The organism is Claveliimonas monacensis (genome assembly GCF_014982975.1).
In the GTDB taxonomy this organism is placed as follows: domain Bacteria; phylum Bacillota; class Clostridia; order Lachnospirales; family Lachnospiraceae; genus Claveliimonas; species Claveliimonas monacensis.
In genome coordinates this window covers 98,950-119,200 of the sequence record NZ_JADCKL010000003.1, presented here as the reverse complement: position 1 = coordinate 119,200, position 20,251 = coordinate 98,950, and the positions used below count along the sequence as shown (strand labels likewise).

Here is a 20,251-nt window from a genome sequence, read left to right as displayed (position 1 = left end):
TACTTCACACAGAGAGGATAAGCAAAAGATTTTAGTGCTTCCAGCGCACATGACTGCCCTTTTTTGTCTTGGTGACTACAAGCTGCCTGTCAATACTCTCTTTCAGCTCTGTCACGTGGGAGATAATGCCGATCATCCGGTCTGAGCCTGCCAGCTCACTGAGCACGCCTATAGCCTGCTCCCTGGAATAATCATCCAGAGAGCCAAAGCCCTCGTCCACGAACATGGCCTTCATCTGGATGCCCCCGGCGCTGCGTGATATGACGTCCGCCATGCCAAGCGCCATGGCCAGCGCGGCCATAAACGACTCCCCTCCGGAGAGGGTGCGCACATCCCGGATCTTCCCTGTGTCCAAACTGTACACGTCCAGATCCAGCCCCACGCTGCCACGGTTGCCAAGCTGCTCCATGGAGCGGCACCGCAGGATAAAGTTCCCGCCTGTCATGGCTTCCAGCCTCCGGTTGGCAAAGGTAATGATCTGCTGGAAATAGCGGCGCTGTACATACGATTCGAAATCGATCTTGGGCCGTCCGGGGAGGGAGCCCCCTGCGGTCTGGTCCAGGAGGCGCAGCCTTGCGCAGCGCTCTTTGAGCTTTCTGTTCTTTTCGTAGATTTTTTTCAGATGCTCCCGCACATCCTTGTTGTTCTCATTTTTGCTGTACCATCTTCTCTGCTCCTGCTCTGCGGCCTGCCTTCTCTCATCCAGGCCAGCTTTTTGCTCTGTCAGTCCCTGGGTCTCCACAGGCTGTTTCCCCTCCAGCTGTTCTTCCAGGGTCTTGACCCGGGCATCGGCCTCTATGCATTTCTGCCGGTACGCCTCCTGACTTTTCTCCAGCTCTTCCTTTTCTTCCTCCGTAAGAAGACTGCCCCGGCACTGGTCTTCCGTCTCAAAGGAAGAGACTGCCAGAGCCTTCTGCGCTTCCAGGGCAAGCGCTTCCTCCTGTGCTTCCGCCTGTTCCTTCTGCGCCTGCCGGGCTTTCTTTTCTCCTTCCGCCTGGCTGACCGTCTGTTCCAGCAGGCGCAGCCTGTCACCGGCAAGGGCCGCTTTCTTTTGCTGCTCCTCCTGCCGGGCGTAGCAGGCGGCCTGCTCTTCAGTGAGGGACTGCCTCTTCTTTTCCAGCTCCTCCCACTGTCTGACCTGCTCCCTGGACTCCTCCTTTTTCCTCCGGCATTCCTGCAGCTCCCTCTCTCTTATGGTTTCTTCTCTGTCCAGGATGGGCTCCGGCCCCTCTCCCTCAAATGAAAACGCCTCCCCCACCACATTTTTCCCTTCTGTGAGGAGCCCCTGCAGGCAGGCGGCGCAGTGCTGTCCCGCCTCCAGAAGCTGCTGCTGTCTTCTGTCTTTCTCCTTTTCCGCCTCGTCCCTTCGCTTCCTGGCCGCCTTCACCTCCGCCTGGTCCGGTGCACGGTCCGGCAGAGGAGCGGGGGCAGGATGGTTGAAAGAGCCGCACACAGGGCAGGCAACTCCCTCCCGCAGGTCCTTTGCCAGAATACCTGCCTGGGCCTGAAGGAAGGCGTCGTTGCAGGCCAGGTAGGCGTCGGCAGCCTGCTGGTAGTCCCTCCTGCTCTTCTCAAAAGCCTGTGCGCAGATATCCCTTTTTGTCTCCTCCTTCCGAAGGAGCGGCAGCCTTTTTCTCAGCTCCTCCAGACTCTTCTTTCTGTCTTTTGCCGCTTCTTCCTGGCTCTCCCACTTCTGGAGTGCAGCGCGGCTTCCGGCAAGCCGGGCCGCCTGGTCTGTCACCTGAGTGATCTGCCCGATCAGGACCTGGTACTCCTTCCGGCAGCGCTGCTCTTCCAAAAGGGCTGTCTCCTGGCTCTTTACCAGCTCTTTTTTCTGCTGGCCTGCCTGGCGGATCTTCTCCGCCGTCTCCCGGATCCCTTTTTCCAGCAGTGCTTTCTGCCGGCCTGCCTCTTCCCTCTTTTTGAAAGTCTCGCAGACCAGGCGGGCCTCCCGGCTGCGCTCCAGCCGACGCTGCCGCTCCTCCACGGCAGAGGCATTTTCCAAAAGAGCGGCGCGCCCTTTTCTTGCTTCCTCCAGATAGTCAAACCGTCTGTTCAGCTCCTGAGCCACCGCCAGGTCCCGGTTCACCTTCTCCAGCTCCTTGTCAAGTTCACCGATCTGCCTCTTGGCAGCCTCCTCCCGGGATTTCCCGTATTGCAGGATCAGCCGGACCGCCTCAAGTCTCTCCTCCGGCAGGGCCGCGCTCTCCAGCCTGCCAAGCAGGCTCTCTTCTTCCGGGCAGAAGAGGCGGGCCATCTCCTGATCCTCCTGCCTCTCCATATCCTTCATCTGTCCCCCGAGAGCGCCGGCCTCCTCACGGAGCCTTTGCTGCATCCGGGCGTAAAGATCTGTCTGAAAGATCCTGGAGAAGATCTCCTTCCTCTCATCGGAGCGGGCAGACAGAAGTTTCAGGAACTCTCCCTGGGCGATCATAACTGTCTGGGTGAACTGTCCCGCGTCCAGGCCGATGATCTCCACAATCTTCCGGTTGGTCTCCGCCTTTTTCCCCGGATATTCCGTGCCGTCAGGCAGAAAAAGGGTGACCGCTGACCGCTCCAGAGTCCGTTTTCTCTCTCCATCTTTCCCCCTTCTTTTGCTTGCCCTCTCGTATTCCGGACTCCGCATGATCCTATAGTCCTGCCCCTTGTACTGAAAGGAAAATTCCACAAAAGTGGGGGTGTCCTCCGCCGCATACTGGCTGCGCATCATCCGTCCATCCCTTCGCCCTCCGCTTGCCTGGTCGTAGAGCGCGTAGGTGATGGCATCAAAAATGGTGGTCTTCCCGGCTCCCGTGTCCCCGGTCACAAGAAAGATACCTGGCCCTGCCTGTGAAAAGTCAATCTCTTCTCTCCCCGCATAGGAGCCGAAGGCTGACATAACCAGCCGCCGTGGAATCATTCTATCCCCTCCTTAAACATCTCTCTCATAATCGATTCTTCCTCCCTGTCCATAGGGCGGCCCTGCATCTCCTCAAAGAACTGTCCAAACACTTCCAGAGGATCCGCAAGGTCTAAATCCGGCTCCTGTGTCCCTTCCTCCCCATTCAGCCGGGCCCGGAGACTTTCCAGGCGCACCTGGAGCAGCCTTGGAAAAATGCGCTCCAGCTGGTCTGCCGGCTCATAGAGAGCCTTCTCATCTGTCAGCGTGACGCTCACATAGTCCTGACGGATCTCCTCCCCGGCGCCGGCAAGGACCTCCTCAAGCGTCCCCTTAATCTCCCGCACCTCATGCAGGGGCTCGAGTGGGATCTCTGTGCGCACAGGGGGCGTGCCCTTCTCTTTCAGCTCCACTATGGTCAGCGTCTTCTGATCTCTACTCTCAGACACAGAGTATTTCAGAGGCGTCCCGCAGTACCAAGCAGGCCCTTCCCCCACCTGCTGCCTTCTGTGGATATGCCCCAGGGCGCAGTAGTCAAAGTCCGCCAGAGCCGAGATATCCACATTGTCCAATCCTCCCACACGGACACTCTCCGACCCGGCAGCCAGAGGAGGAACCCCTGCCGCTATATAGAACTGGTGGGTGACAATGACATTTCTCACCGAAGTGTCGATCTGCTCCCTCTCCACAAGTCCCCGGACCGCCCCGTCGTAGTCCTCCGGCGCCTGGCCCTGGGGAAAGGCAGGGCGCACATAACCGGGCTTTACGAAGGGGAGAAGGTAGAAGCACACTTCTCCGTAGACATCCTGCAGCGTCACCTTTTTCATCCGTTCTTCCTCCCTGGCAGGAGGCATGCCGGCCACGTGGATGTGCTGCCTTCCAAGGATGGCACTGGCATAGTCCAGGCGTTCCGCCGAGTCATGGTTCCCGGCAATGGCCAGCACCGGGATGGCTGGCCGGATGTCCGCCAGTCTGGTGAGGAACCAGTCAAAGAGGGAGACTGCCTCAGCGGAGGGAACAGACCGGTCATAGATGTCCCCGGCAATGACAATGGCATCCGGCCTCTGTTCTTCCGCCGCGTCAGCGATCCGTGAGAGGATGTATCTCTGGTCTTCTTTCAGATCATAATAATGCAGGTGTTTCCCGATATGAAGATCGGATATATGAAAAAAACGCATACTGTACGTTCCTCCTTCCTGTCTTGGCGGCCATCTGTAAGGGCCGCGATGTGGTTATTGTACCATATTCTGCCCGTCATGCCCAAAAGATCCGCAAAAATATCTGCCACAAAATATCTCTTTTCTCCGCCCTTGCGGCCTGCGCAGCTTTCCTGTATAATGAAAAACTGATCAACTACGAAAGAAGGGATTCTATGAAAATTATCAAACAGGTGGGGATCATTTTTCTGATCTGCTGGCTGGGCCTGGTCATTGAGGCGGCTCTTCCTTTTTCTTTTCCTGCCAGCATCATCGGAATGATCCTCCTTTTTGTCTGTCTGCTCTTTGGTATCTTAAAGATTGAGCATATACAGGAAAAATCAGATTTTCTCCTGTCCAACATGGCCTTTTTCTTTGTGCCTGCCGGAGTCAGTATCATCAACTATCTGGATCTGTTAAAGAGCAGCCTGCTGCCCATCCTTGTCATCTGCGTGGCGTCCACCTTTATCACGTTCGCTGTGACAGCCTGGAGCATCCGGCTGACCATGCGGCTGATGAACAGGAGGAAAGGATCATGAAAGAAATATTTTCCTCCCCGTTTTTTGGCATTTCCTTAAGCATCCTGGCCTTCTGGGCCGGAGAAAAATTGCAGAAGAAGACAAAGCTGACTGCCTGCAGCCCGCTGCTTGTAGCCATTGTGTTGATCATCGGTGTTCTCCTTCTCTTTGACATACCCTATGAGGCCTACAATGAGGGCGGGCAGATCATCAACATGTTTCTGGCGCCGGCCACAGCCTGCCTGGCTGTGTCCATTTACACAAGGATCAAGCTGCTGAAGAAGCACTGGCTCCCTATCCTGGTAGGCTGCACCTGCGGCTCCCTGGCTTCCATGGGAAGCATTTACCTGATGTGCACACTCTTCCACCTGGACGAGAAGATCACGCTGTCACTGCTGTCCAAGTCAGTTACCACCCCCATTGCCGTCAGCATCACAGAGCGGTTCTCCGGCGTGGTCCCTGTTACAGTGGTGGCCGTTCTCATCACCGGCACACTGGGAAGCATACTGGCACCCTTCTTTGTCCGTCTCTTCCGGGTGAAGGATCCCCTGGAAGCAGGGCTTGCCATCGGGGCCTGCAGCCACGCAGTGGGTACATCAAAGGCTCTGGAGATAGGGGAGACGGAAGGAGCCATGAGCGGACTTGCCATCGGAATCTGCGGCATCATCACCGTCATTTTCTCACTTTTTATATGAGAATCTTCTTTGATATTAAAAAAGGACACAGCCGGCTTCTGCCAGGATATGGCAGCGCCGGCTGTGTCCTTTTTTCAGTTCTTTTCCAGATGTGACATCTGCAGATGCGTTTAGACGTGGTGTCGACATAAGAAATATTAACATAAGGCTTTATGTCGCACAAGTAGGTTCCGCGAAATGCGTCATTTTGTGTCGATTAGGCACTTTTTTCAAACTGTGAATTGTACAGCTCCGCATAGAAACCGTTCTTGGCAAGGAGTTCTTCATGACTTCCCTGCTCAATAATATCCCCGTCTTTCATAACAAGGATCAGGTCAGCGTCCCGGATCGTAGACAGTCTGTGAGCTATGATAAAGCTGGTTCTTCCCTGCATGAGATTGTCCATGGCTTTCTGGATCCGCACTTCTGTCCTGGTATCCACCGAACTCGTGGCCTCATCCAGGATGAGGATCTTCGGATCAGCCAGGATGGCTCTGGCAATGGTGAGGAGCTGCTTCTGTCCCTGGGACACATTGCTCGCCTCCTCGTTGAGCACCATGTCATAACCTCCCGGAAGTGTCTGCACAAAACGGTGCACATAGGCTGCTTTCGCCGCCTCCACCACCTCCTCGTGGGTAGCGTCCAGTTTGCCGTAACGGATATTCTCCTCGATGGAGCCGTTGAAAAGCCAGGTATCCTGGAGCACCATGCCAAACATACTGCGAAGATCCGCCCGGTTGAACTCCCGGAGGTCGTGTCCGTCTATCTTGATGGATCCGCTGTTCACATCATAGAAGCGCATAAGCAGCTTCACCATAGTTGTCTTCCCGGCACCAGTGGGTCCCACGATGGCGATCTTCTGTCCCGGCTCTACCTTTGCGTTGAAGTCATTGATGATAATGTGATCCGGGTTGTAGCCAAAGTGTACATGCTCAAATTCCACCCGCCCCTCCAGATTGTCTGTGGGCACTGGATCCGCCACGGTCTGCTCTTCTTCCTCTTCATCCAGGAACTCAAAGACTCGCTCTGAGGCTGCCGCTGTGGACTGGAGCATGTTGGCCACCTGAGCCACCTGCTGGATGGGCTGTGTAAACTGGCGCACATACTGGATAAAGGACTGGATATCTCCTACCTGGATAGCATTTCTGATCACCAGATATCCGCCCAGGATGGACACTGCCACATACCCCAGGTTGCCCACGAACTGCATGATGGGCATCATCATGCCGGAGAAAAACTGGGATTTCCAGGCAGACTGGTAGAGGACTGCATTTGTATCATTGAATGTCTTGATGATGTCCTCTTCTTTATTAAATGCCTTGACAATATTGTGTCCGCTGTACACTTCCTCCACCTGGCCGTTGATATGGCCCAGATACTCCTGCTGATCTTTGAAGTACCGCTGTGAATGCTTCACGATCACAGAGATCAGGCACATGGACAGAGGAAGGATCAAAAGGGCAATGACCGTCATCAGAGGGCTGATGCTGAGCATCATCACAAGGACGCCTATGATGGTGGTCACAGAGGTGATCACCTGGGTGGCGCTCTGGTTCAGGCTCTGTCCCAGTGTGTCCACATCATTGGTGATGCGGGAGAGGATCTCGCCGTGGGTCATTGTGTCAAAATATTTCACAGGCATGCGGTTTATCTTCTCAGAAATTTCTTTCCGCAGCCGGTACGTCATTTTCTGGGAGATCCCTGTCATAATGTACCCCTGTATGAAGGAGAGCGCTGCGCTGACTACATAGAGAGACAGCGCGCTTAAAAGGATCCGTCCCACCTTTCCAAAGTCAATGCCGTCTCCGCCGGACACGCGGCTCACAAGGCCGTTGAAGATCTCTGTAGTGGCATTTCCCAGGATCTTTGGTCCGATAATGTTGAAGGCTGTTCCTCCCACCGCAAAGAGCATGACAAAGAGGATTGCGATCTTGTAGCTTCCCATATACGCCATCAGCTTCTTCATAGTGCCTTTAAAGTCTTTTGCCTTCTCTCCCGGCATCATGTGTCTTCCGCCGCCCATATGTCCGTGTCTTTTTGTCTGTCTTGTCTCTGCCATATTAGACCGCCTCCTTCATGTCTCGTTCCAGTTCTTCCTCCGAAAGCTGGGAGGACGCGATCTGGTAGTACGCCTCACAGTTTTTCAGAAGCTCCCTGTGTGTTCCTATGCCCGCGATCTTTCCGTCATCCAGGACAATGATCTGCTCCGCATGGAGGATGGTGCTGATCCTCTGCGCTACGATAATGACCGCCGCATCTTTTGTTCTGCTGGAAAGAGCAGACCGGACTGCCGCGTCAGTCTTGTAATCCAGCGCGGAAAAGCTGTCGTCAAAAATGAAGACTCTGGGATGTTTTGCGATGGCTCTCGCAATGGAAAGCCTCTGCTTCTGTCCGCCGGACACATTGGATCCGCCCTGGGAGATGGGACTTTCATATCTCTTTTTCTTATTGTCAATAAATTCTGTAGCCTGGGCGATCTGAGCCGCCTCTTCCATTTCCTCCCTGGATCCTTCCGGATTGCCGTAGAGGATGTTGGAGGCTATATCGCCGGAGAACAGCACGCCCTTCTGGGGCACGTAGCCGAGCTGGGCTCGGAGGTCATGCTGGGTAAGACTGCGGATGTCATGGCCGTCCAGGGTGATCTTGCCCTCCGTCACGTCATAGAACCTGGGGATCAGGTTCACCAGGGTGGATTTTCCGCTTCCTGTGCTTCCTATGATCGCTGTGGTCTGACCCGGCTTTGCGGTAAAGTTCAGATCCTGGAGCACATCCTCCTCTGCTCCCGGGTACCGGAAGGAAACGTGATCAAAGCAGATCTCGCCTCTGCAGTCTTCCAGCTTCTCCGGCTGTTCCGGGTCATTGATCGCTGTGGAGCTGCGCAGCACTTCATCTACACGCTCTGCAGAGACAGCCGCTCTTGGCAGCATGACAGAGATCATACAGATCATAAGGAAGGCCATGATGATCTGCATCGTGTACTGGATAAAGGCCATCATGTCTCCAACCTGCATGGCACCATCATTGACGCTGTGGGCACCTGTCCAGACGATCAGCACGGAGATACCGTTCATCACAAGCATCATGACAGGCATCATAAAGGTCATGGCCCGGTTGACAAACAAGTTCAGCCTGGTCAGGTCCTTGTTGGCCTTGTCAAACCGTTCCTCCTCGTATTTCTCGGTGCCGAAAGCCCGGATAACCTGCAGGCCTGTCAGGATCTCTCTGGACACAAGGTTCAGACGGTCCACCATTTTCTGAACGATCTTGAATTTCGGCATAACGACAAGGAAGAGCACGATCACTACCATGAGGATCAGCGCCACTCCAAGAGCAATGATCCAGGTCATGGACACATTTGTATGCAGCACTTTCCAAATTCCTCCCACTGCCATGATGGGGGCGTACAGCACCATCCTGAGGATCATAACTGTCAGCATCTGGATCTGCTGGATATCGTTGGTACTCCTGGTAATGAGGGAGGCTGTGGAAAATTTATCGAATTCCCCATTGGAAAATCCCACCACTTTCTGGAATACTTTTCCTCTGGCTTCCCGGCCCACACTGGCCGCCACGCGGGATGCCATAAGGCCTACCGTGATGCTGGCCAGCATACCGAGGGCTGCCAGCGCCAGCATTTTTCCTCCTGTGACAAGGATATAATTCGTCTGCATGGCGTCCATATCCATGCCCAGCTCTTCATAGGCAGACTGGATGTACAGAGTGGCCGCCTGCTCCACCATGGTGTCGGGCATGCTGTCCATGCCCTCATCCATCTGGGCGATCACCTGGTCCCTTGCACTGTCGTCCATCATTCCCAGCATATCAAACACAGTCATGTCTGAAACACCCGGCATCTGCGGCATCTGCTGCCGCATGGTTTCCTCCAGGGCTGCCGTGGTGTCGCTGCCGCTCTCAAAGCCGGCTGCCAGGAGCATCGGTTTTCCCATGATCCCTGACAGCTCCTCCATATCCTCATCACTGTCCATGACACTCTCCTTCAATTCATAGACAGTCCCGTCGTAGTCATAGCTGCCATCCGCGACCTCGCTGTAAGCGTTCTGTACTGTATCCTGATCCTCCGATGGGATAAAAAGGAGCAGTTTTTCAAGCTCGTCACCGGAGATCTGTTCCGGCACGCTCTCATCCACACCGCCCTGCTGGATACCTACATTTACAATATCCGACGTGTAAGTCGGCAGGGACAGGTCACACCAGGCCTGCACCATCAGCACACACAGGATTGCCAGCACTGCGCCTGCATGTGGTTTCAGAAATTTTAACAGTTTTCCCATAAATACTTGTCACTCCTTCTTTGCTCTGGGTTAAAAATGTTTTTCCGGATGCAGCCGGCACATGATCTCGCTTAAGTCTATGTCCTTCATTTCTTTCGAGTCCATGATATTGTCTTCGATCTGCATAAGGAACCGTCTGAGGAGGAGTTTCTCCTCCTCCCGGAAGTCCTGGAGCATGACTGCCTCCGTCTTGCGGAACAGCTGCTTCAGGTCTTCTATGCGGCTTCTGCCTGTGTCTGTCAGGTGGATCCGCGTCTTTCTCTGATCATCCGGGTCCGGCTCCTTCTTGACCAGCCCCTTCTCCTCCATCTTCCGAAGGGCCACTGTCATGGAGGGCGGCGTAATGCCGGCCCTGCCGGACAGCTGGCGCTGGGTCAGATTGCCGTACCGGCTCAGGATGAACAGGATCGCAGCCTGCCCCAGATTCATGTCAAATCGTTCAACAAGAGAAATCGTCTGGTATTTCAACAAGTGCGCACTCCTCATCAAAAGCATCTGAAGAGGCATGCTTTTTCCATCCAAAATTTAACACCTCACTTTTCGTTAGTTGTCTAACGGTTATTTTAGAGATATGCCTATATGAAGTCAACATACAATAGTAATTCTTTATGATTTTTTAAGAATTTCTCACAAAAAATCATTTTATCACCTAACGAAAAAACGCAATTTGGGACGTAATACTTTTAAAAAGTATTACGTCCCAAATTATACAACCGGCGGATCCTCTCTTCGATGCCGTGTTCTGTTATGTACTGGTACACATACTTGGGGACCAGATGCTCCCACTCCTGGCCCGTGGCGATACAGCTCCGGATCCAGGTGCCGGTAACGCCGCACTCCTCCTTGCTGCGGCGCCACAGCACTTCCGTCTTCAGGTCGAGCCCCTTCAGGATCTTCAGCTTCTCCTCATCCCAGCCATCGCAGATCCCCAGGTAGTAGACCCCGTCCACAGGCGTATACTGGGTGATAAACTCCGGCCGGTGAATGGGGAAGGGTACGATCTCGTAGGCAGACAAAGGCACGTTAAACTCTTCCATGACTCCCTTAAGCATCTCATAGCGCTCCAGATAGGTCAGGGGATTGGCTGCCGGTGTGGACCGCACCTCATCGTTGACCGACTCCCGGACACAGGAAGGGTCCGGGTTGGTGATCCCGATATACAGTTTCTGGCAGCGCATCTTCGCGGCCAGGATATACTCAATATGCTTCAAATGCGGGATCTGGAATCTCGCGTTTACAACTCCTTTTTCAACCATAACAAACCTCTTTCGTAAAATATAATGCAAACACAAAGTCAGTGACTGTAAACTTGTTCTTTCTCTGCAGATGTACTAAAATGATACCAGCATTGATCACAGGAGGTATCATTGATATGTCAAATCAGACGGACCAGGCATTCCTTGAAAGTGCCCTCTCGTTTTTCCCCCATCTTTCTTCTGCAGAGAAAAATCTGCTCCTGCAGAATACGGCAGCTGTCTCCTATAAAAAAGGATCATCCATCCACCGGGCCGACTACAAATGCCTGGGGCTGCTCCTTGTAAAGAGCGGCTCTCTCCGGGTCTACATCATGTCCGAGGACGGCAAAGAGATCACGCTTTACCGGATCTATCCCGGCGAACTGTGCATCCTGTCCGCCTCCTGCGTTCTCTCCTCCATCACTTTTGACGTGTATATTGACGCAGTGGAGGACAGCCAGGTGCTCCAGGTCAGCTCCTCTGTCATCTCCCTGCTGATGCACGACAACATCTATGTGGAAGCCTTTGCCAACAGAGCGGCCGCCGAACGGTTCTCCGATGTCATGTGGGCCATGCAGCAGATCCTGTTCATGAGTTTTGACAGAAGGCTCGCCATCTTCCTCCTGGATGAGTCCGCCTCCCTTGGCACGGACAGGCTCACCCTCACCCATGAGCAGATCGCGAAACTGATGGGGAGCGCCCGCGAGGTGGTGACCCGGATGCTGAAATATTTCTCTCAGGAGGGCTATGTGGCTCTCTCAAGGGGAAGCGTCACTCTTCTCGACAAAAAAGCGCTCCGAAAACTGGCAGATACGCAGCCATAACAGGCATTTTGCTTCCGGGAAATCTTCCTATCCTCTTCTATTCATAAGTCTTCATAGCGGCCTCCACAGCCTGGATGATCGCTGTGCGGAAGCCCGCCTTCTCAAGAGCTGCCACACCCCGGATAGTGGTGCCGCCCGGGGAGCACACATCGTCCTTCATCTGACCCGGATGTTTGCCCTGATGGAGCATCAGTTTCCCGGTCCCTGCGATCATGCCTGCAGCCAGCTCATAGGCCTGGGGCCTGGTAAGCCCGTACATAACTCCTGCATCTCCCAGCGCTTCGATAAACATGCTGGCAAAGGCAGGGCCGCATCCGCTTATGGTGTTGGCGATATTGACTTTCTGCGTCTCCACCTCCGCCACAATTCCGATGGCCGATAAAAGAGAATGGAAAAGGGCATATTCCTCCTCTGTGAGAGAATGCTTTTTCTCACATGTGTAGATGCCTTCCCCCACGGCTGCCGGCGTGCTGGGGATAGCGCTGATATGGTGGGTGCCCGGCGCCAGCATTGCCTCATAGTCGTCAAACATCACTCCTGCTGCCACAGACCAGAGGATCTTCCCTGCAAGGAGATCCTTCAGGGGAGCCAGCACAGCTCCTGTCATCCAGGGCTTCACTGCCACTACTACAATATCTGACTGCTCTACCGTCTCTTTGCTGTCCCGGCAGGCTTTCATGCCTCGTTTTTCTGTGTTCTTTTTCAATTTTTCATAGTTCACCGCGCAGGCACACATCTGGGACGGCTTCAATGTATGGGTATACAAAAACCCGTCCGCAATGGCCTGGCCCATATTTCCAAATCCAATAAATCCGATCTTTACCTCTTCTCCTGTCATGTCAGACCTCCTGTACATATAGCTTTTCCCTCAATAGGACGCTTCTATTTTTTTGATCTTATCATATAAAAATGTATTGGCAGGCACAGGTATCCCGTGCCTGGCAGCCATGGGGATCACAGTCCCTGCAAACATCTCCACCTCCGAGGGACGCCTGGAGACACCGTCCTGGCGCATGGAGGGCATTCCCTCCGGAGAGAGCGTGCGAAGAATGGCTATGTACTCGTCAAGGTCTGTCTCAGTCAGATGGATCCCCTCCGCGTTTGCAAGGGCGATCACCTCTCTCATGGCAGCCAGCATGGTCTCATTTGCCTCGCTTCCCTCTCTAAGAGCGCCCCCATAGTTGGTCTCATAGGCCATACAGGTCTGGTTCACGCCCACGTTCAGCATGAATTTTCCCCACAGACGGTGCAGGATATCCTCCTCCAGCGTATATGGCATCTGTATCTCATCAAAATAAGCTGCCACACGAGCCAGATTTTCCTGCTGGCAGGCGTCCTCCGCCCCGATGCGCAGTTCACCCTTCTTTGTATAGGTCAGCTTATTTCCAAACTTCATGGCATCCATGCCCTGCGCCACTGTGTCGATGAGGCGGTCATGTCCGTACCTTTCTCCAATGATCTTCTCGCTGCTGATGCCGTTCATCACAGAGAGGATCACCGTGTCCTTTCCCACACAGTTTTTCATGGTGTCCAGAGCGCCTGCAAGTCCATTGTACTTGACTGCCACAATGACAAGATCTGCCGGTGAAACATCCTGGCAGCACTCCATCCGAAACGTCTTCTCCTGCCCGTTGCAGACAAACACTGTGCCCTCATATTTTTCGTATCTCTCCCGGTCCATGACAAAGGAGACACTCTCCGGTCCTTTTGCGGATGCGATCTGATCCGCGTAGAGAAGGCCCAGCGCCCCCATTCCTATGATCGCTGTTTTCTCTATCATCCCTGCATTCCTCCTGCGCTGTCTGTAAAATTCCTTCAGGATCACTCCTGTAAAACAGGATACCACGGACAGGAAAACATGTAAAGAAAAGCCGCTCTGCCGGGGAGGATCTTTCATCCTCTTTTGGCAGAACAGCTTTTTACTGTTGTTTTTATCTGTCTTTTTTACTGGTCCCTTTTCTTTTTTCCACAAGGTCTGCTGCCAGTACCACCAGATATCCCCCTGCCAGCACTGCCAGGATCACTCCATTGACCAGCTCCTGCGGAGGTGCCTGTCTGTGAAGGGCAAGCTGCAGGATAAAAGCCGGCCTTGTCATAAGATCCTTGTTGTAGATCAGCCGAAAGGCCGCAGTAATGGCCAGCCCGCAGACTGCCAGGTTGAGAATGCTGAAAAGAGCGCCGATCTTCCATTTTTTAAGAAATGAAATGATCCACAGCAGGGCAGCTGTTCCCACAAATGATATAAGAAACAGCGTCCCCATGTTGATCCGCATACATATTACAACGGAATTGACACAGAGCAGCGTGATCACACTGGCCCAGATCAGTCCGTTATAGACAGCTCCAATGATCCGTGCCATTATTCTGCAACCGTAAATGTGGCGATGATATGCGTTCCCTTGGCAGGCATTTTGTCAGAAGGTCCGAATGTGATCTCCTCCTGGTACTGGTAAGCTGCGTTGCTTGTGATACCGGCCGGGCAGCTCTCCAGACACATAATGCAGCCTGTAGCATACTCCTGGTTCACCTCCAGGTTTCCGCCGAAGCGCATAGCCATCTCTCTCTCCTCGGAGGCTGTAAACAGATCTGCAAAAGAGCAGGTCTCTGTACCGATTTCTACATTTACATCCAGATCCGTTCCTTCTATAATGCCATCCGGATCATCCAGTGCAATATTGTTTCCGTCCTGTGCTCCAAGCTGTTTCAGCGCATCATAGAAATCCTTTGTGGCTGCTGTGGTAGTAAATAAAGTCTTGTCCGCGTTGGATCCTTCCTCGTTTACGATGGCATGGATCGTAGACTCGTCATATCCTGTGGACAGAATATTCATGGAAATAGTCTTTGCCTCCTCGTTCACTACCATGGCTGTGTCATCCACTGTGATCGTAAAAGTTACCTCCGTTCCTTCCTCCGGCATATTATCTGAAGGTGTGAACTCGATGGGCTCATTATACTGGTAAGCCGCATCGCTGGCGATACCTACTGAGCAGCTCTCCATACAGAGCAGACACCCTGTAGCGTACTCCTGATTGAGGGCCACATTGCCGCCAAAACGCATGTCCATCTCCCTCTCCTCAGAGGCTGTGATCAGGTCATATGTGTCGTAGTCTGTCCCGTCTACCTGGATGGACACATCCAGGCCGCTTCCAAGGATTGTCCCGCTCTCGGCATCTACTGGTATATTATTTCCCGGAATACCGCCCAGCTCCACGATCGCATCATAGAAGTCCATTGTAGATGCCTCTGTGGTAAAGAAAGCGCTCTCGGCGTTGCTTCCGGAGTCATTCACAAGCAGGTGGATGGAAGACTCAGTATTTCCCGTTGCTGTAGCCTGCACTGTGATGGTTTTCGACTCAGCATCCACTGTAAGGGCTTCTGTTTCCTCCTGTGTCTCCTGGGCTGTCTCCCCGGCGTTGTCGCTGCCGGTCTCCTCTTCCTGCGCGCCGCATCCTGCCATTCCCATGGTCAGAAGCAGTGCAAGGAATAATGCTGTCTTTTTCATAAAAACTCTCCTCCTTTGTTCAGACATAGCTTTTTATTCTGTTTTATCTTACTCTCTATGTCTTCGAAAAGCCAATCGGAATTTTTTATATTTCTTTGTACTTATTGTTTTTTTCCATAAACCATTCCCGGTACCAGGCCGGACAGATTTCTGTGCAAAAAAGCAGGGACAAAATGTCCCTGCCTTTTTAACATAATCTGTGAGAGGTTTTTTATATCTACAGGCCAAGCAGAGCTTTGATCTCTTCCTTGCCCTGGGCACCGACTGCCATGTTTACTTTCTTTCCGTCCTTGAACACGATGAGTGTAGGGATGGACATTACCCTGTACTGCTTTGCCAGCTCCATCTCCTCATCCACATTGACTTTCCCGATCTTCACGCCGGTAAGCTCCTCGGAGAGTTCCTCGATGATGGGCAGAACCATCTGGCACGGTCCGCACCAGGTAGCCCAGAAATCCACCAGTACCGGTACATCTGACTGTAATACCTCTTTTTCAAAATTGTCCTTTGTGAAATGTAATGCTGCCATATTTATTCCTTCCTTTCTTTCCACTGATTCCGTCCGGTCTGCCGGAGGATCTTTTTGGGATTGCTTTTTTCGTTTTCTGTCTCTATTATACACCATTGCGGATTTTTTTCTGTAACCTGGTCACATTCTTTTCAATCTTTTAAGAAAGCTCCCTGATAAAGGGGCAGATCGATCCGCACCTGCGCCCCTCCTGTCTCTGCATTGGAGAGCGTCAGCCTTCCGCCTGCCTCCTCTGTGAAAGTCCGGGCAATGTAAAGTCCCATGCCGTAATGACGGTGCCCCCGGCTGCCATCCCCCTGGTAGAACCGCTCTGTTCCCCTTTTCAGATCCTCCCCGGAAAATCCCGGCCCCTGGTCTGTCACCGTAATGCGAAGCCACTCCCTGCCGTCATCCCCCGGCCGGACAATGGAGGCATGGATCTCCACCTTCCCATCTGCAGGCGTATAGTCCACTCCGTTAGAAATGACGTTCAGAACTGCACGGCTTACATTGGTCCGGTTTCCTTCCAGAAAGCAGGAAGACGCCTCCGGCAGTTCCAGGCGACAGAGAATTTCTGCTTTTCCTGCCCTCCCCAGAGCCGCGGCCTTTTCCTTTATCTCCTCCAGCCAGGGGCGGGCCGGAAAATATGCCTGTCCGCAGCCATCCTCCAGGCTTATCTCTCCTTTCATGGTCTCCTGGAGGATCACAAGATATCCCTCTATATCTTTTATATTATCCAGGATCTCTCCGTCCCATTCACGGATCTCGCGGAGATCCTCCGTCTCGGCAAGAAGTTCTGCATTTCCCCGTATAATGGTAAGAGGCGTCCGGATGTCGTGAGCCAGGGCCCGGACCTGCTGTTCTTTTTTTTGTTCCAGCTCCCACTGCTCCCTGAGGGACTTCTGGAGGGCTTCCTTCATCTTATGGAGGGAAGCCAGGACTTCGTCTATCTCCTTTATGTCAGAATGTTCCCTCTCAAAGGCCAGATCCTCCCTCTCCACTCTGGCGGCAGTCTCCGACAGGACCTTAAGCCGCCGGTCCACATATCTTCCAAAGCGGCGGGGCATACAGACCGTCAATATAACTATGATCAGCACGAAAGCCCCCAGAAACACAAGCTCTGCATTGGGGAAAATCTCCCGCAGGGCAGGGGAGACAAATTTTGCCATCACCTGATACCGGATCATGGCTGTGCTGCCGTTTTCCTTTTCAATTCTCTGCCAGAAACTTCCATACAGACTGGTCGTCTCCTGTGTACCTGCCTGCCTCCACACTTCTTTTCGCTGCTCTGCCGGGATATTTCCGTACAGCCAGGTGCCGTCCTCCCCGTACACCCCGTAGACACATGTATCCGGAAACAGCTTCTCTTCCACCTGTCCCCCTGTCCGGATGGCATCCGCAGCCTGCATGATCCGGGTCTGTTCATAGGAAGGGATCCGGATCATGCCCAGGCTCACCAGGACAAAGTAGGAAAAAAAGATGATGACGCCTGCTCCCACTGCCAGCAGGGCGTATAGAAGAAGGAACCTGGAAAAAATAGCATGCAATCTTTTTTGTCCCGGATTTTTCCGCTTTGTCAGTTTCCTCAGCTTTTCCATCTGTACCCTGTCCCCCACACTGTCTCCACAGGCTCGCAGCCGGCCGCCCGGCATTTTGCCCGGATGTTTTTTATATGCTCCGTAATGGCGGAGCTGTCGCTCTCGCCATCATAGCCAAAGACATGCTCATAGATCTGCTCCCGTGAGAACACCTGGCCCCGGTGAAGGGCCAGATACTCGCAGATTTCATATTCACTCTTTGTAAAAGGCAGCTCCGTCTCCCTGTATACCGCCCGTTTCTCTCCCAGATAGAAACGCATCTCACCTGCCAGGACCGCATGGGTCTTCCTGCGCCTCTCCCGGCGGATGTGGGCCTGCACCCTGGACCGCAGTTCCCCGATACCAAAAGGCTTTCTGATATAATCGTCCCCTCCCAGGCCCAGACCTGTCATGATATCTTCCTCCCCGGTCCGGGCCGTGAGAAAGAGAATGGGACAGTCCACCTCCCCTCGGATCCGCCTGCAGAGGGAAAAACCGTCCACCCCCGGCATCATCACATCCAGAAGGATCAGATCATATTTCCCCAGAAACCTGTTCTTAAGCAGGAGGGGATCGCTGACTGTATCCACCTGGCAGCCGTCCTTTTCCAGCGCTCTCTTTATGATCCGCAGGATCCCTTCCTCGTCATCTACCGCCAATATATTTCCTGTCATTTTATTTTTTCACTCCCGAAAGTCTTAAAAATCTTTTTTCCTGTACCAGAGAAGTACTGTCCCGAAGATCAGAAGGGACAGTCCCCCGCATACACAAAAGGGCCAGAAAGCCTGCTCCGCCACTGCCGCGGAGTCCATGACACCCATGTGATATACTAACACATAATCACACCACCTGCCACTGAAAGCCCAGGGAAGGTACATCCAGATCCCCTCTCCCATGCCGGTGAGCATGAGGCAGGCAAGGATCATCCCGCCCGCGCCGGCGCTTATGGATGCAGCCTTCCCCAGCCGGATGGAAAGGAAAAGGTGGATCAGATACACCGGTATCTGCCCAAGCCAGATCACCAGGGCTTCCCGCACATACAGATCCAGAGAGAACACATCGCCGCCCGGGAGGAGAAGGCGATACAGGATGCCAAATCCCAGTATGGCCAGGAGGACAGCTCCCAGCCCCAGGATCAGAAGGCCCAGCCACTTGGCCGTGATCCCCCGGCATCTGCCCGGCGGCAGGAGAAGGAGGATCTGATATCCCGCCTCCGCCTCCATTTCCGCCGCCATCCCGCAGACAAGTCCTGTGAGGAAAGGCCAGATACATGCCACCACCTCCAGATAGGCCTGCACCTTTCCGGCACTGCTCCAGCCAGAGAAGCTGTAGTATAGAAGAAACACTGCCATCCCCACAAGAGGGAGAACGAGATGGATCTTCAGAACAGACGTATGGGCATACTTTCTCATCTCCGCCGCCAGAAGTCTTGCAAATCCTTTCATACTCTCGCAGCCCCCTTTCTTTCATACCACCGCCTGGACAGGCACCACAGAAGCACAAGCAGCGCCAGGCTGATCGCCAGCCCCGGAGCCAGGCTGGCCGGATCCAGCAGCTCCGCAGAGAAAGTAGGATTGCCCGGCCTGGCCGGCATATTGTTGGGCAGCACCCCGATGACCACACACATCATCCTAGGAAGGATGGCATAGGGATCCACCATCCAGAAGGGCGTCACAGCGGCCAGAATGCCTGTAAGTGTAAGTCCCATCTGGATCAGCAGAGCCGGCAGCATACCCAGGCGCCGCCCCAGGGACAGGCAAAGCGGCACCTGCCAGCTTCCGGCCACAACCATGACAAGGACAGCAGCTCCGGCCTGGGGCAGGGATACCTGCAGCGTCTGGGACATCCCCAGATGTGGAAAAATAAGATTTCCCGTGATCCAGACAGCCAGCGCCAGCAGGATGTTGGCTTTTACCATCCACAGGATACAGGTCAGCACCTTGGCGTCCCAGAGGCGCGCCAGAGGCACAGGCAGGGACAGGATGGCCCTGTCCTCCATTTTCCCGTCTTTTCCTGCCGCCAGACAGCACAGCAGCCCTGTCATGGCCGGATACATACCCACATACCACCAGTTGTAGGCGCTGACCGTGCCGTAAGTCGTGCTCAGCACAAAAGCCACTGCCAGCGTAAGGACAGGCAGCAGATACCACAGCATGTCCGTTCCGCTGCGGCGGTACTTCATCTTTTCCGCCCGCAGCAGTCTTCCCATACACGTCTTTTCCTGACTCATGCCTGCCACTCTCCTTTCCTGTTTTTCTCCACCACTTTTGTGAAGAGTTCCTCCAGATGTCCCTTCTGCGGCATCCCGCCCTGGTAGCCCAGGACGCCTCCCGACAGGATCCCGATATGATCTGCCATCTGCTCCACCTCACCCAGGATATGGCTGGAGACCAGCACTGTCATGCCGCCAGATGCAAACTCCCGCAGCATGGAACGGAGCTTCTGTATGCCGAAGGGATCCAGTCCGTTGGTGGGCTCATCCAGTATAAGGAGTTCCGGTTCTGACAAAAGGGCAGCCGCAATGCCAAGACGCTGTTTCATTCCCAGGGAAAATTTCCCGGCTTTCTTCTTTCCCGTGTCTGTCAGCTCCACAGTCTCAAGCACCTGGCTGATCCGGCTTTCGGGAAGTCCAAGAGCGGTGGTGCGTACCAGAAGATTTTCCCTGGCGCTTAAGTTCCCGTAGAGAGGAGGGATTTCTATGAGAACGCCTGTCTTTGCCAGCGCCTGTCTGCTCCACGGCTGCCCCTTAAAGAGCACCTGTCCTTCATCAGGCTGCACCATTCCTGTGATGATCTTCAGCAGGGTGGACTTTCCGGCCCCGTTTGGCCCCAGCAGCCCGTAGACGCATCCGCCGGGAATGCGCAGGGACACCCGATCCAGTGCCTTTTCGTCATTTCCCCGGAATGTCTTTGTCAATGCTTTCGTTTCTAAAACAATAGATTTCATTCTTTTTCTCTCCTTTATATAGTATACCGACGGTGCCAGAGACATCCCGCCCTGTATCTGAAAGTATAAAAGAGAAACCTAAGGAATTTATAAGGGTGCGA

At 53.7% G+C, this 20,251-nt stretch carries 19 protein-coding genes; 3 read left to right on the top strand and 16 right to left on the bottom strand.

Features of this window, described 5'->3' with window-relative positions; genetic code table 11:
* Positions 1 to 31: 31 nt before the first annotated feature.
* On the bottom strand, positions 32 to 2,899 hold the full coding sequence (locus INF30_RS06185) for an SbcC/MukB-like Walker B domain-containing protein (protein WP_226394574.1): 2,868 nt from the start codon (positions 2,897 to 2,899) through the stop codon (positions 32 to 34).
* Positions 2,896 to 4,056 carry an exonuclease SbcCD subunit D gene (locus INF30_RS06180; RefSeq protein WP_226394573.1) on the bottom strand — a complete coding sequence of 387 codons (1,161 nt, stop codon included), beginning with the start codon at positions 4,054 to 4,056 and terminating at the stop codon, positions 2,896 to 2,898. The genes INF30_RS06185 and INF30_RS06180 overlap by 4 nt, the downstream gene beginning before the upstream one ends.
* 194 nt (positions 4,057 to 4,250) lie before the next feature.
* Here INF30_RS06180 and INF30_RS06175 point away from each other — a divergent pair, with 194 nt between their 5' ends.
* Together INF30_RS06175 and INF30_RS06170 are read left to right on the top strand one after the other, a co-directional pair.
* A complete protein-coding gene (locus tag INF30_RS06175) occupies positions 4,251 to 4,613 on the top strand; it encodes a CidA/LrgA family protein (RefSeq protein WP_076776714.1) in 363 nt (120 codons plus the stop codon).
* Entirely contained in the window at positions 4,610 to 5,287 is a 678-nt protein-coding gene (locus tag INF30_RS06170) for an LrgB family protein (protein ID WP_226394572.1), read from the top strand. Before INF30_RS06175 ends, INF30_RS06170 begins: the two co-directional genes overlap by 4 nt.
* Positions 5,288 to 5,483: 196 nt before the next feature.
* Here INF30_RS06170 and INF30_RS06165 read toward each other — a convergent pair whose 3' ends face one another.
* From INF30_RS06165 to INF30_RS06150, 4 genes are all read right to left on the bottom strand, one after another.
* Positions 5,484 to 7,325: an ABC transporter ATP-binding protein gene (locus tag INF30_RS06165; RefSeq protein WP_226394571.1), complete on the bottom strand. Its 1,842-nt coding sequence runs from the start codon at positions 7,323 to 7,325 to the stop codon at positions 5,484 to 5,486.
* Between the two features lies 1 nt (position 7,326).
* Positions 7,327 to 9,558, bottom strand: a complete 2,232-nt coding sequence (locus tag INF30_RS06160) for an ABC transporter ATP-binding protein (RefSeq protein WP_226394570.1) — start codon at positions 9,556 to 9,558, stop codon at positions 7,327 to 7,329.
* 30 nt (positions 9,559 to 9,588) lie between these two features.
* A complete protein-coding gene (locus INF30_RS06155; RefSeq protein ID WP_226394569.1) occupies positions 9,589 to 10,026 on the bottom strand; it encodes a MarR family winged helix-turn-helix transcriptional regulator in 438 nt (145 codons plus the stop codon).
* A 215-nt stretch (positions 10,027 to 10,241) separates the two neighbouring features.
* Complete coding sequence (locus tag INF30_RS06150) at positions 10,242 to 10,814, bottom strand: nucleotidyl transferase family protein (protein ID WP_226394568.1); 573 nt, start codon at positions 10,812 to 10,814, stop codon at positions 10,242 to 10,244.
* Between the two features lie 116 nt (positions 10,815 to 10,930).
* Between INF30_RS06150 and INF30_RS06145 the strand changes: the two genes are divergently transcribed.
* Positions 10,931 to 11,617, top strand: a complete 687-nt coding sequence (locus tag INF30_RS06145; RefSeq protein ID WP_226394567.1) for a Crp/Fnr family transcriptional regulator — start codon at positions 10,931 to 10,933, stop codon at positions 11,615 to 11,617.
* Between the two features lie 37 nt (positions 11,618 to 11,654).
* Here the strand turns inward: INF30_RS06145 and proC are convergent, their stop codons facing one another.
* The 10 genes from proC to INF30_RS06095 all read right to left on the bottom strand — a co-directional run bounded on the left by proC (position 11,655) and on the right by INF30_RS06095 (position 20,150).
* Positions 11,655 to 12,455, bottom strand: coding sequence for a pyrroline-5-carboxylate reductase (gene proC, locus INF30_RS06140; protein ID WP_226394566.1), 801 nt, complete (start codon positions 12,453 to 12,455; stop codon positions 11,655 to 11,657).
* A 30-nt stretch (positions 12,456 to 12,485) separates the two neighbouring features.
* The gene (locus INF30_RS06135) at positions 12,486 to 13,397 is read right to left on the bottom strand and encodes a ketopantoate reductase family protein (protein WP_226394565.1); all 912 of its coding nucleotides are present in this window, start codon (positions 13,395 to 13,397) and stop codon (positions 12,486 to 12,488) included.
* A gap of 151 nt (positions 13,398 to 13,548) precedes the next feature.
* Complete coding sequence (locus tag INF30_RS06130) at positions 13,549 to 13,977, bottom strand: hypothetical protein (protein WP_076776699.1); 429 nt, start codon at positions 13,975 to 13,977, stop codon at positions 13,549 to 13,551.
* A complete protein-coding gene (locus tag INF30_RS06125; RefSeq protein ID WP_076776698.1) occupies positions 13,977 to 15,119 on the bottom strand; it encodes a YdjY domain-containing protein in 1,143 nt (380 codons plus the stop codon). Before INF30_RS06125 ends, INF30_RS06130 begins: the two co-directional genes overlap by 1 nt.
* A gap of 217 nt (positions 15,120 to 15,336) precedes the next feature.
* Positions 15,337 to 15,648 (bottom strand): thioredoxin, encoded by a 312-nt coding sequence (gene trxA / locus INF30_RS06120; RefSeq protein WP_076780742.1) that lies wholly within the window; start codon positions 15,646 to 15,648, stop codon positions 15,337 to 15,339.
* A 131-nt stretch (positions 15,649 to 15,779) separates the two neighbouring features.
* Positions 15,780 to 17,225, bottom strand: coding sequence for a sensor histidine kinase (locus INF30_RS06115; RefSeq protein WP_226394564.1), 1,446 nt, complete (start codon positions 17,223 to 17,225; stop codon positions 15,780 to 15,782).
* Complete coding sequence (locus tag INF30_RS06110; RefSeq protein ID WP_076776694.1) at positions 17,213 to 17,878, bottom strand: response regulator transcription factor; 666 nt, start codon at positions 17,876 to 17,878, stop codon at positions 17,213 to 17,215. The genes INF30_RS06115 and INF30_RS06110 overlap by 13 nt, the downstream gene beginning before the upstream one ends.
* A 24-nt stretch (positions 17,879 to 17,902) precedes the next feature.
* Positions 17,903 to 18,649 carry a lantibiotic immunity ABC transporter MutG family permease subunit gene (locus INF30_RS06105; RefSeq protein ID WP_076776692.1) on the bottom strand — a complete coding sequence of 249 codons (747 nt, stop codon included), beginning with the start codon at positions 18,647 to 18,649 and terminating at the stop codon, positions 17,903 to 17,905.
* A complete protein-coding gene (locus tag INF30_RS06100) occupies positions 18,646 to 19,434 on the bottom strand; it encodes a lantibiotic immunity ABC transporter MutE/EpiE family permease subunit (protein ID WP_226394563.1) in 789 nt (262 codons plus the stop codon). The genes INF30_RS06105 and INF30_RS06100 overlap by 4 nt, the downstream gene beginning before the upstream one ends.
* A complete protein-coding gene (locus INF30_RS06095; protein ID WP_226394562.1) occupies positions 19,431 to 20,150 on the bottom strand; it encodes a lantibiotic protection ABC transporter ATP-binding protein in 720 nt (239 codons plus the stop codon). The genes INF30_RS06100 and INF30_RS06095 overlap by 4 nt, the downstream gene beginning before the upstream one ends.
* Positions 20,151 to 20,251 lie beyond the last annotated feature (101 nt).